The 12,250-nt window shown below is 45.2% G+C and carries 12 protein-coding genes; 6 read left to right on the forward strand and 6 right to left on the reverse strand.

Features of this window, described 5'->3' with window-relative positions; all coding sequences use genetic code 11:
* Positions 1-15: 15 nt before the first annotated feature.
* Together rpiA and ABDK00_RS02640 are read right to left on the reverse strand one after the other, a co-directional pair.
* On the reverse strand, positions 16-684 hold the full coding sequence (rpiA, locus tag ABDK00_RS02635; protein ID WP_346237954.1) for a ribose-5-phosphate isomerase RpiA: 669 nt from the start codon (positions 682-684) through the stop codon (positions 16-18).
* A gap of 41 nt (positions 685-725) precedes the next feature.
* The gene (locus ABDK00_RS02640; RefSeq protein ID WP_346237955.1) at positions 726-1,904 is read right to left on the reverse strand and encodes an aspartate aminotransferase family protein; all 1,179 of its coding nucleotides are present in this window, start codon (positions 1,902-1,904) and stop codon (positions 726-728) included.
* 375 nt (positions 1,905-2,279) lie between these two features.
* Between ABDK00_RS02640 and ABDK00_RS02645 the strand changes: the two genes are divergently transcribed.
* Positions 2,280-3,011 (forward strand): MBL fold metallo-hydrolase, encoded by a 732-nt coding sequence (locus ABDK00_RS02645; protein WP_346237956.1) that lies wholly within the window; start codon positions 2,280-2,282, stop codon positions 3,009-3,011.
* Positions 3,012-3,140: 129 nt separating this feature from the next.
* On the opposite strand, the gene ABDK00_RS02650 is transcribed toward ABDK00_RS02645, so the two are convergent.
* From ABDK00_RS02650 to ABDK00_RS02665, 4 genes are all read right to left on the reverse strand, one after another.
* Complete coding sequence (locus ABDK00_RS02650) at positions 3,141-3,500, reverse strand: hypothetical protein (protein WP_346237957.1); 360 nt, start codon at positions 3,498-3,500, stop codon at positions 3,141-3,143.
* 37 nt (positions 3,501-3,537) lie between these two features.
* Positions 3,538-4,113: a hypothetical protein gene (locus ABDK00_RS02655; RefSeq protein WP_346237958.1), complete on the reverse strand. Its 576-nt coding sequence runs from the start codon at positions 4,111-4,113 to the stop codon at positions 3,538-3,540.
* Positions 4,114-4,144: 31 nt separating this feature from the next.
* Positions 4,145-4,711 carry an RNA polymerase sigma factor gene (locus tag ABDK00_RS02660; RefSeq protein WP_346237959.1) on the reverse strand — a complete coding sequence of 189 codons (567 nt, stop codon included), beginning with the start codon at positions 4,709-4,711 and terminating at the stop codon, positions 4,145-4,147.
* A 112-nt stretch (positions 4,712-4,823) separates the two neighbouring features.
* Positions 4,824-5,786: a transketolase family protein gene (locus tag ABDK00_RS02665; RefSeq protein ID WP_346237960.1), complete on the reverse strand. Its 963-nt coding sequence runs from the start codon at positions 5,784-5,786 to the stop codon at positions 4,824-4,826.
* Positions 5,787-6,039: 253 nt separating this feature from the next.
* On the opposite strand from ABDK00_RS02665, the gene ABDK00_RS02670 reads away from it, so the two are divergent.
* The 5 genes from ABDK00_RS02670 to rodA all read left to right on the forward strand — a co-directional run bounded on the left by ABDK00_RS02670 (position 6,040) and on the right by rodA (position 12,199).
* Complete coding sequence (locus ABDK00_RS02670) at positions 6,040-7,065, forward strand: rod shape-determining protein (RefSeq protein ID WP_114792158.1); 1,026 nt, start codon at positions 6,040-6,042, stop codon at positions 7,063-7,065.
* Between the two features lie 145 nt (positions 7,066-7,210).
* Complete coding sequence (mreC, locus tag ABDK00_RS02675) at positions 7,211-8,086, forward strand: rod shape-determining protein MreC (protein WP_346237961.1); 876 nt, start codon at positions 7,211-7,213, stop codon at positions 8,084-8,086.
* Entirely contained in the window at positions 8,083-8,616 is a 534-nt protein-coding gene (locus ABDK00_RS02680; protein ID WP_346237962.1) for a rod shape-determining protein MreD, read from the forward strand. The genes mreC and ABDK00_RS02680 overlap by 4 nt, the downstream gene beginning before the upstream one ends.
* A gap of 114 nt (positions 8,617-8,730) precedes the next feature.
* Complete coding sequence (gene mrdA / locus ABDK00_RS02685) at positions 8,731-10,860, forward strand: penicillin-binding protein 2 (RefSeq protein WP_346237963.1); 2,130 nt, start codon at positions 8,731-8,733, stop codon at positions 10,858-10,860.
* A gap of 1 nt (position 10,861) precedes the next feature.
* The gene (rodA, locus tag ABDK00_RS02690) at positions 10,862-12,199 is read left to right on the forward strand and encodes a rod shape-determining protein RodA (protein WP_346237964.1); all 1,338 of its coding nucleotides are present in this window, start codon (positions 10,862-10,864) and stop codon (positions 12,197-12,199) included.
* Positions 12,200-12,250 lie beyond the last annotated feature (51 nt).

Here is a 12,250-nt window from a genome sequence, read left to right on the forward strand (position 1 = left end):
AGTATCAAAGGCATCCTATTTTGAAAAACTGATGGTTTCGCCGTCCTTGGCCATGATCACGCGATCAGCTAACCCGATAAACAAACCATGCTCCACCACGCCCACAATTTGATTGATTTGCTCGTCGAGTTTTGCAGGGTTTTCGATTAGTCCGAAATCAGCATCGATAATACAATTGCCCTGATCGGTCACATATTCTTTTCCATCTTTCGTACGGATAAGGCCGATACCGCCGATGGTTTTTAATTGCTGCGTCACATAGCCTTTGGCAAAGGGAATTACTTCAACAGGCACTTTAAACTTACCCAATTCGCCCACCAGCTTAGAACTGTCAGCCACGATGATTTGCTTTTTTGTGAGCGAAGCCACAATTTTTTCTCTCAAAAGCGCTCCGCCGCCACCTTTGATCAATTCAAGGTTTTGAGTGAACTCGTCGGCGCCGTCGATGGTGACATCGATCGCGTCAATCGTGTTGATATCTACCATGGGGATGCCCAACTCTATTGACATTTGTTTGGTTTGCTCGGAGGTCGGAACGGTTAACAGCTGCATCCCATTCTTCACTAGCGCGCCTACCGCGTGAATGGCATAATAAGCAGTAGAGCCGGTTCCCAGACCCACGACCATTCCATTTTTAATTTCTTTGACCGCTTCCTCTGCGGCTATTTTTTTATCGTTATTCATATTAGTTTTTTTAGATTAAAGCGAACGCAGTAGCTTTTTTCTTAGAACGAAGCAGCATCTAAAATGATCGAACAAGCCGCTTCAATCTCACTTTCGCTGATGGTCAGCGGCGGACAAATACGCAGGCAGTTAGATTCAAATAAAAACCAGTCGGTTAATGCTCCTTTTTCGATGACCCGGTCAATAATTTTTTTATTGGTTTCGAAGCTGTTAAAGGCTACGGCAATCAACAAACCAAAACTACGCACCGCCCTGATGGCTGGATGTTTTAACCGGCTTAAAAATAATTGTTCCTTTTCAGGAACGGCTTTATAAAGTTCATCTTCCAGCAAAACCTTGAAAGCCGCGGCCCCCGCAGCGCAGCAAACGGGATGGCCTCCAAATGTTGAAATATGGCCCAGCACCGGATTGTCTGCCAGGTTCAACATCAGTTTTTGGTCGGCAACAAAAGCGCCCAACGGCATGCCGCCGCCCAAAGCTTTGCCCAGCAACAAAATATCCGGTACGATATTGAAATGTTCAAATCCCCAAAGCCTGCCCGTTCTGCCAAAGCCAGTTTGAATTTCATCTAAAATCAGCAGGGTGCCCGTGTCCGTACATTTTTTTCGAACTGCTTCAAGCCATCTTTTTTCGGGTGCAATAATGCCTGCTTCCGCCTGAACGGTTTCCAGCATAACACAGGCTGTTGTTTCATCTATTGCGTCGATCAGCTGCTGGCTGTTGTAGGGCAGGTGCAGGATGCCGGGCAGTAGCGGTCGATAAGCATTACGCCAGTATTCGCTGCCTATAATGCTGAGCGCGCCCTGGGTCGATCCGTGGTACGAATTTTCACAGGCGATGATCTTTGATCTGAAAGTACTTCTTTTGGCCAGCTTCATGGCTCCTTCCACAGCCTCTGCGCCTGAATTGGTGAAGAATACTGAGTTCAGCGCGGGCGGCAGATGGCTTGCCAGCAGCGACGCATATTGAACCTGTGGCGTTTCAACAAATTCGCCATATACCATTATATGAAGATAGGCGTCGAGTTGCTCCCGGATCGCCCGCAGCACTTTGGGATGGCGATGCCCCGTACTGGCAACACTGATGCCGCCAATTAAGTCGATATAACTTTTGCCGGCCGCATCCCATAAAACAGAACCCTCGGCTTTTACAATTTCAAGCGCTAAAGGAGCAGGGGAGGTTTGTCCCACATGACGTAAAAAAAGTTCTCGCTGGTTCATCGGCGCGAAGGTAAGCAATGAAAGGAGCACAAAAATGATTGCATAGTTTATAACTCCGTCCGTACCGGCAAGGGCAGGCAAATCAATGGGAAATATTACCTGAAGAGCGTATCCTAAGCTCCAATTGATATCAGTTTCGCAAATTGCTGAAGCCCATAAGGCAGTGCCTAATAAAAGCTATTTTTGCGCTTTAGCGAAAAAGGAAAGCCATGGGCGGGCTTGTGTTGTAGAAAAGTCCTGCCGCTTATACTGATAAAATATAAAATAAACGAATGAAACGTTCCTTATAAAATTTTCATTTTTATCACACAGGGAAATGAAAATTTTATACCTGATAAGTTCCATTCGACCCATAAAAACATATAAAAAATACGAATGAAAATTATTCCTCTTTCCGAAGGCAGCTTCACGGTTGATGCGTCAAAAAAATTTGTACCCTTCAAGGCTACTGAAGACGAGTTGGCTGCCCGCAACAGAGGTAGCCTCCTGGTTGAAATTCAGCCCTTCGTTGTAATAACGGCCGATGATATTATTTTGCTTGACACGGGCCTGGGGCTGACTGACGAAAACGGCCAGTTTCAATTATTCAAAAACCTGAGTCAGCAAGGCATTAATGCCGGAGATATTACCAAAGTCGTTATGAGCCATCTGCATAAGGATCACGCCGGCGGGCTCATCAATCCCTATACCAAGCAGCTGGCTTTTGAAAAGGCGGTTTATTACGTGCAACAACAGGAGATAGACTATGCGCTGCAAATAGGTTCGGCTTCTTATGATACAGAGATGCTCGACCTTCTTCAAACCTCTGACCAGGTGGTTTTCAACCACGACGAGCAGGGAAAGATCGGCTCTGAGATTTCTTACGAGGTAACAGGGGCTCATTCGAAGTTCCACCGGGTGATCTGGATCCGGGAAGCAGGGGAAACGGTTTTTTTCGGCGCCGATGATGCGCCACAATTATCTCAAATGAAAACCCGTTTTGCGGCGAAATACGATTTTGACGGCAAAAAGGCCATGCGTTTAAGAGAAGCGTGGATGGAGCAGGGGCGCGATTGGACCTTTCTTTTTTATCATGATATAAAATCACCCATCACAAAATTTAATTAAAAAAGTAGCGGGTAAAAAAAAGGCCTGCCCTAAAAAGAGCTGGCCGTTGCTAACCTATGAAAAACACCAAGTGCAAAAATAGGGAATAGATTTTGACAAAAAAAAAATTCCCTACAAAAAGTTTAAACATTAATTTTTTTTCTGGCTATCCTGCTTGCGGTTTTTTAGTTCATCTCTCACTTTTCGGCGGAAAGCCTGCTCGCTGCTAAAAAAGGAATTGGCTTTTTTCATGCCGATAACAGCTGCCATATTCTGGCGGGATCGCTTTTTAAGATTTAATATCTGTTGTTCCCGCTCCAACGGATCTTTGTAGTTAGCCGTTATTTTCTTTCTTTCCGTCAGGTAATTTTTCACCAGAGGCCGCATCTGCTTTGACTCTGCGGGCGTAAGCGGGAGCGTTTTGACTACATACTGAAAAAAAACATCATTTATTTGCGGCCCCTTTTTCTGTTGCGCAAGCACCAAATCGGGGTTCGCTGAAAATAACATTATCAATAATAAAATATATCTCACTTTTTTCATCTAATTAAAACATATCGTTATCTCCGGCAGAAGATTCATTTAAAAAATTTTGCAAATCCTGATTACTAACTTCATCTAAAAGTTGATTGACATCAAGCGTCTTTTTCGCTGTTGCAACATTGTTTATGCCTTCGGCGGACTCTTCGGCAAATTCTGCGAGTTCTCTGCTGTTGACTTTTTGGATATCAACCGGTGTTACGGTTACAGCCGCAGGTTGATTATTGTGTTGCTGGTGGAAGTAGCGCGCGGTTCCAAAAGCGATAATGCCGGCAAACGCAGCCGCCGCTGCGAATTTGTACCAGGTTAATTTTTTTAGCTTCCCGGGCTTTTCTGAATTGATCTTTTGTTGAATGCGGTTTTCGAGCGTATCAAAATATCCGGAAGGCGCATGAAAAGCCATAATCGGATGGTGTTTTTCCATGAGATAAATCGTGTCTTCCAGATCTGATATCTCTACGCGCTCCAACAGCGCCTGTTCAAAATTTAAAAAATAGTATTCCGGTAAGCCATAAGGCGTGGCGAAAGGTAAACTGCTCGCCGCCTGCCACTGCTTCAATATTTCCTGTATGTCGTTTTCCACTTTCATCTCTTTTTAAGGACGCATGGTTGAACTAAAAGTTTAACTCGTTTTTTAGGTAGGCGTGAATTTTTTTCACCGCGTGATGATAGCTTGCTTTCAGCGCGCCGGAGGAAACGCCAAGCATTTCACTCATGTCGTTATAAGGCATTTCATCATAGTAGCGCAGGCTGAAAACCAGTTTCTGCTGGTCAGGCAGGCTTTGTATAGCCAACTGTAATTTCCATTCTATTTTTGAAGCGTCGAAATATTCGTCTGCCTTTACGGTTTCCATTAAAAAGCCGTCGTCATCATTTTTGACTTCTATGCGTTTTGTTTTTTTGAGCTTTTCCAGATGGGTGATGCTTTCGTTGCTGGCGATTCGGTATAGCCATGTGTAAAGCTTGCTTTCTTCCCTGAAGTGGTCAAGCCCTTTCCACATTTTAATAAAAACATTCTGAAGTACGTCGTCCGCGTCTTCGTGCACCACCACCATCCTACGGATATGCCAGTAAAGCCTTTCTTTGTACTTATCGATAATCAGTGAAAATGCTTTTTGCTTCGTGTCCGGGTCACGAAAAAGCAATAATAATTCCTCGTCAGGTATTTCGGGACGCTCCATCGAACTAATTATTATGACTGATTAAATGCAATAAGGTTTAAGCAATAAAATTACTGTATAAAAAGAAAAAACCCGTGGTTGTGACACGGGTTGTAAAGTGTTCGGAAATTATTTAAGCGTTTTTGCGGGCCATTACTTTTTCGGCCGCAGCTACGATATCTGAAACATCGAGGCCATATTTTTTCAAAAGTTCTTTTGGCGTTCCGCTTTCCCCAAACGTGTCTTTAGTGCCTACATATTCAATAGGAATGGGGAAGTTTTTAGCGGCGCATTGCCCGATCGCATCGCCCAACCCGCCAATTATATTATGTTCCTCGGCGGTTACGGCGCATTTTGTCTTTTTGATCGACTTTAAAACCGCGGCTTCGTCGAGTGGTTTGATGGTGTGGATATTAATTACTTCTACGCTGATGCCCTTCGCTTCGAGCTCCACGCCCGCCTGAATAGCATTCCAAACCAAATGGCCGCAGGCAAAAATGGTAACGTCGGTTCCTTCGGAAAAATATTGTGCTTTGCCGATCTCAAAATCTTCTTCTTTTGTAAAAATCGGCCAGCTTGGGCGGCCAAAACGCAGATAAACCGGCCCTTCATAATTTGCAATGGCCTGGGTAGCGGCTTTTGTCTGCGTGTAATCGCAGGGAACCACCACCGTCATGCCGGGAAGCATTTTCATCAACCCGATATCTTCCAGGATCTGGTGTGTGGCGCCATCTTCTCCCAGCGTCACGCCGGCGTGAGAGGCGCAGATTTTTACATTTTTGCCGCTATAGGCAATCGACTGGCGGATCTGATCATAAACCCGCCCCGTGCTGAAGTTGGCAAAAGTGGTGGTGAACGGAATTTTACCGCCAATGGCGAGGCCCGATGCGATGCCCATCATATTGGCTTCACCAATACCACACTGAATAAACCTCTCAGGAAACTCTTTAATGAATCCGTTCAGCTTCATCGACCCTAAAAGATCGGCGCTGAGCGCCACAATATTTTCGTTTTTCTTTGCAGCTTCCACGATACCATCTCCGAAGCCGCTGCGCGTATCCTTATTTCCTGTTGATTGAATGTCTTTTAGAGCCATTATTTTTCGGTTTAAAAAATGTATCTGGCAAACCTACTGAAAAAAAATCAATCAAATCGATGTTATGTTGGCGGCGGATCAGGCATTTCTTTTTAGCGGTTTTCGAACCCTCGAAATATGAAGAAAAAAGCCATTCGATGAAAAATCTGTTAATAATACCCTAAAGCCTGAATTTCCTCTGATTTATGCTTTTGCTTTGTTACTTTCGGGTAATTTCTCCACCTTTGCGATCACAATTTTGAATATATAGAGAATGGGACTTTTCAACTGGTTTACTCAGGAAATAGCAATGGATTTGGGTACCGCTAATACCCTCATTATACATAACGAAGAAGTGGCTGTAAATGAGCCAAGTATTGTTGCGCTCAACCGCAACAACCCGAAGGAAGTGCTGGCTGTTGGCAAGCGCGCCCTGATGATGCACGAAAAAACGCACGAAAGTATACGAACCGTTCGTCCCTTAAAAGATGGCGTGATCGCCGATTTTAATGCTGCCGAATTGATGATCAGGGAGCTGATCAAGTTGGTTTATCCTAAAAAGCCGCTTTTTCCGCCGAGCTGGAGGATGATGATCTGCATTCCTTCCTCGATCACCGAGGTTGAAAAGCGAGCGGTAAGGGATAGCGCCGAACAAGCTGGAGCTAAAGAGGTTTATCTGATTCATGAACCCATGGCAGCTGCGCTCGGGATCGGCATCGATGTGGAAGAGCCTGTCGGTAATATGATTATTGACATTGGCGGAGGTACCACGGGTATTACGGTTATCGCTTTAGCCGGTATTGTTTGCGATCAAAGCATCCGGATTGCCGGTGACGAATTCACAGCCGACATTATGGAAGCCCTAAGGCGTTATCATAGTCTTTTGATCGGGGAGCGCACCGCCGAACAAATCAAAATTCAAATTGGCGCGGCCATGAAAGATTTGGATAATCCGCCCGACGATATTCCGGTGAACGGGCGCGACCTCGTAACAGGTATTCCAAAACAAATAATGGTAAGCTACCAGGAAGTGGCCGAGGCGCTTGATAAAAGTATTTTCAAAATAGAAGAAGCCATATTAAAAGCGCTCGAGCAAACACCGCCTGAGCTGGCCAGTGATATTTACCGCCGCGGACTTTACCTAACGGGCGGGGGCGCGTTGCTGCGTGGGCTGGATAAAAGATTAAGTCAGAAAATCAAACTTCCGGTGCATATCGCCGACGATCCGCTGAAAAGCGTTGTGAGAGGAACAGGCATCGCGCTGCAGAATTACGACAGATATCCATTTGTTATGCGTTAAGAGCAACAGCCGTTCCATCAAAAGAAGGCTGGCGTCTTGTTCTCACTTTCATAAGGAATTTAAATATTGAATATTAACTTTGAACGGGGCGTTTTGCAGCACGACAGGTTTCTTCAATATAGACTAGCCAATATTTTATAATTCGGTGCGTAATATTTTTTTGTTCATCCGGCGTTTTTCTGTTTTTATTCTGTTCCTAATATTACAGATCATTTCCCTGTACTTTCTTTTCACCTATAACCGCTCGCACAGGGCCAAAGGCCTTGGTTTTGCAGGTGGCGTCACTTCTTATTTTAACGGTAAGTATAACGCGCTCGAAGATTTTTTTACAATGCAGGAAGAGAACAGGCGAGTGCACCGCCTGAACGATTCGCTAATGAACCTGTTGCGTGCCAACTTCATTCCGGTTGATTCGGGCGCTTCGCGTCTGGCAGATTCCGCCAATCGCGATACGACGGGGAAAATGCGGCAATATATTTGGCGAAGCGCGCAAGTGGTTTACAGCACAGCCAGTTCCGATAAAAACTATTTGCAGATCAATCGCGGAAGCAACGCAGGCATTGCCGATGATATGGGGGTGTTTAGCTCCAACGGGGGGCTGGTTGGGAAAGTGATCAACACAGGTAAAAATTTTAGCGAGATCATGAGCCTTTTGAACGTGGTTAATAAAATGAGCGTTCAACTCAAAAGAACCGGCAGCGCGGGGATGTTGAGTTGGGAGGGGAAGTCGCCCCAGGAACTGACGCTGAAAAACATTCCTAAAACCGATTCGGTGAGAAGGGGAGACACGATCGTTACCGGCAACTATTCGCTTAGCTATCCGCCGGGCCGGATGGTGGGCACGGTTTCCCACGTGTTAAGAGACAAGGCGAGCAATTTTTTTATTTTGAAAGTAAAGCCGACTGCCAACCTCACGAATCTGCAACAGGTTTTTATAGTCGAAAACATCAATTACGAAACCCAAAAGCAGCTGGATCGAGAAACCCAGGACATGGTGGATAAAAAAGGAGGTAATAAATGAGTGATCTGGTCAGAAATATCATTCGTTTCATGCTATTCATTTTTCTGCAGGTTTATGTGTTGAATGTAATGCCGCATTTACATCAGTTGGTGACGCCCTATATTTATTTCCTTTTTATTTTATGGCTTCCTTTTTATTTTAAAAAAGCCTGGATTTTGATACTGGGCTTCTTTTTGGGATTGTCGGTAGATTATTACACGATGACGCCGGGCCTCCATGCCGCAGCCAGCGTTCTGGTGGCCTTCTTAAGGCCGATGGTGATAAATTTATTTGCACCAAAAGATTCAACTGAGTTTAGCTATAAAGAGCCATCGCCCAAAGCAATGGGCTGGACGGCCTACCTGCTCTACGCTTTGATACTTTCCTTCTGTCATAACTTTTACCTGCTGTTTTTGGAATGGGTTTCTTTCGGATCCTTTATTCATTTTCTAATGAAAACGATCATCACCACCGCAATCAGTATGGTCATGATTATCATTGCCGAAATTATCTTTCCCCGTAAACTTAAGTTCCGCTCAAATACTGTATAAAGCGATACTTTCACCACAGTTTCGAAAAAAATATTCATAGAAATTTCTAATCGAAACTTCGTAGTTGTACTTTTACATTTCACAGTTTACAACACCGAAAAATTTCCCCCTTACATGTCTGTATTTAATCAGTCGAGGAGTTATATCATACGCGCTATTTTTCTCTGTGTATTTTTAATCATACTGGGGCAGTTGGTCAATTTGCAGATTTTTGGCCGAAAGTATCATCAGCTGGCCCGCGACAATGCGGTGTTTGCCAAAATCGTATATCCGGAGCGGGGTATTATTTTCGACCGGAATGGCAAGCCAGTGCTTAATAACACTATTATGTTTGACCTGATGGTGACGCCGGCCGAAGTGAAAAATATAGATACGATTGCTTTTTGCAACCTGATGCAGATAGACACCGCGGAGTTTAAAAAAAGGATTGTTGATGCGATCATAAAGAACTCGCGCGTGCGGCCGTCAATTTTTATTTCACTGCTTACACCCGAAATGCAGGCCCGCTTTGAAGAAAATAGCTGGCGATTTAATGGCTTCAATTTACAGGCCAGGCCGGTAAGAACTTACCCTTCCAACGTGGGCGCCAATTTCCTCGGCTATATCGGCGAGGTTTCTCCGCGCGATATAGAGCGGTCGGGCGGCTACTATCGCCTGGGCGATTACCGCGGTAAAAATGGGCTGGAATATGTGTATGAGAAAATTTTGATGGGGCAGCGCGGTGTGGAGTATATGATTAAGGATAATAAGAACCGGCTTGTGGGACATTATGAGAATGGTGAGTTTGATACTACAGCCATTGCGGGCCGCGATCTCAAAACATTTTTAGATGTTGAATTGCAAGTCCTGGCTGAAAAGCTGATCAATAATAAAATGGGAGCCGTAGTGGCGCTCGATCCTAAAACGGGGGGCGTGTTGGCGATGGCCTCCGGGCCGCTGTTTAACCCAAATGATCTGACCGGGCCCGACAAGAATCAAAACTTTCAAAATCTCGTGCTTGATGTAAAAGGCCCATTATTGAACCGCGCGATCAAAGGCCAATATCCGCCAGGTTCTACTTTCAAACCGCTGGGCGCTTTGGTGGCGTTAGACGAAGGCGTTATAACGCCGGCATTCGGATATCCCTGTGGTGGCGCGTATTATGAATGTGGCCGCAGAGTGGGCTGCACACACGCGGGCGGCGGCCATGCCGCGAATCTGCGCCTGGCGATTGCAAATTCCTGCAACTCCTATTTTGTCGATATCTACCGAAAAGTAGTAGACAACCGGCAGATCGGCAATACGAGAAAAGGGTTTCAAAAATGGGAAAGCTATATGCATAGCTTTGGTTTGGGCGTTCCTTTAGGTGTTGACCTGCCCAGCGAAGATGATTCCAATATTCCCACCGTTGAAGATTATGATAAAGAGTATCGAGGCTCCTGGAATTCTTGCACCAACCTGACGCTCGGTATTGGACAGGATAAGATGACCGCTACTCCCCTGCAATTGGCCAACGCCATGTGCATTATTGCCAACAAAGGATATTATTATATACCCCATTTTGTAGACAGCATTGAAAACGAAACTGTGCTGGACCGCAATCTGCTGAGCAAGTATCGCAAGCGCCATGATGTGTTGACTCATATTTCTGACACGGCTTATAATGCAGTAATCAATGGTATGCATGATGTGGTTACCCATGGTACCGCGCGCGTGGCAATGATTCCAGGCATAAATGTTTGCGCCAAAACGGGTACTGCGCAAAACTCGCGCTATGTGGCAGGCAGAAAATGGACTTTAAAAGATAATTCGATGTTTGTCAGTTTTGCGCCAAAAGAAAACCCGAAAATATGCGTAGCAGTGGTTGTGGAAAACGCGGGATATGGCGCCACCTGGGCCGGCCCCATTGCGCGAATATTGATGGAACGATACTTGCTCGATTCGCTTACCAACAAAAGCAAGGTGGATCTCGAGCGCATCGGACAGGCAAATATTTTACCCGCTTATATTCCGAGATATCAATATTACACCGATTCTGTAAGAGCAGTAGAGTGGTTGAAAGCGTATAAAGACAGTTCCAAACTGATTCCTTTTCTTAAAGCTTACCGTAAAAGGGAAGCGGCTGCTTCGGAGCTGGCATCCCGGCCAACCCCAAAGCCGGAAAGGAATAAAAAGCAGGATGCCCCGGCAAAAAGGGAAAATCTGGTGGCGACAATGGGCGTAGAAAAAAGGAATGTGATAAGTATTAAAAAGAAGGTAAGCTGACATGAGTACGCAGAATGTAAAAATATCCAAAGGGGTTGATTTTGTTTTGATCATTCTTTATCTTGTTTTACTTGCGATAGGTTTGCTGGCCATTTTTGCGGTAACCTATAAAGACGGCGATCCCGTTTTGCAAAGCTTTTTAAGTTATAAAACAGATTACAGCAAACAATTCTATTATGGCTGTGTGGCAATGGTACTGGGTCTTTTCATCCTGCTTACCGATAGTAAATTTTTTCCGGCGACAGCCAACCTCTGGTATGCGGGCGGCATTTTAATGTTGTTGCTGGTATTTCCCTTTCACTCGGCGGTAAAAGGGACGGAGTCGATCATTAGGCTGGGCGGTTTTCAGTTTCAGCCTGCAGAATTCTGCAAGATCAGTGTGGCGCTGGCCCTGGCAAAATACCTTTCCCTGCCCGAAATGGACTTTAGCAGGCCGAAATCACAATTGATCGCCGCCGCCATCACGCTGGTGCCGGCTATGCTCACCATTATGCAAAAAGAAACGGGCCTGGCGCTGGTTTTCTTTGCCTTCTTTTTAGTAATGTTTAGAGAAGGGTTGCCGCCGGCTTATATCATTGTGGGTTTTGCGGCTGCGGCGCTCGTTGTTTCCACCCTGCTGCTTGATAAAAATCTGCTTGCGGTCATTTTGACCGTGATCGCTGCGCTGGTTGTTTTTCTGTATCAACGAAAGATTAAAAGGGATCGGGGTTTTTTGGTAAAAATCATTTTTATTTGGTTACTATGCGTAGGCGTTCAGCGCTTTGGTGTTCCTTTTTTATTTACGCATGTTTTTGAAAAGCACCAGGTAGAACGCATTTTCAGTACGATTGGAAAAGACATCCCTGAAGAATATATCAAAGGTGAAATTAAACTTGACTCGAAAGGGAAACAAAAAAATGCGGCCGACTATAATGTGAAGCAATCGAAAATCGCCGTAGGCAGCGGTGGTATTATGGGCAAAGGGTTGTTGAGCGGCACACAGACAAGGTATGGCTTTGTCCCCGAGCAGCGAACGGATTTTATTTTTGACACGATCGGCGAGGGTTTTGGATTTGTCGGAAGCTTTGTGTTGCTCGGTTTGTACCTTTTATTGCTGTTTAGAATCGTTACGATCGCGGAGCGGCAGCGAAGCGCCTTTAGCCGTTGTTATGCCTACGGCGTGGCCTCAGTGTTCTTTTTTCATATTTCTATCAACCTGGGCATGACGATCGGGCTGGCGCCGGTTATCGGTATTCCGCTGCCGCTAATTAGTTATGGCGGCACCTCGCTGCTTACTTTCACCGTCCTGCTATTTATTCTTATCCGCCTCGACGCCGACCGGCAAATGGTATTGCGATAATTTTTTTCCGTTCCTGTAACTTTTCTTTTTCTCGTCCGTATTATCTTATAA

It is taken from the genome of Niabella insulisoli (genome assembly GCF_039652435.2).
In the GTDB taxonomy this organism is placed as follows: Bacteria; Bacteroidota; Bacteroidia; order Chitinophagales; family Chitinophagaceae; genus Niabella; species Niabella insulamsoli.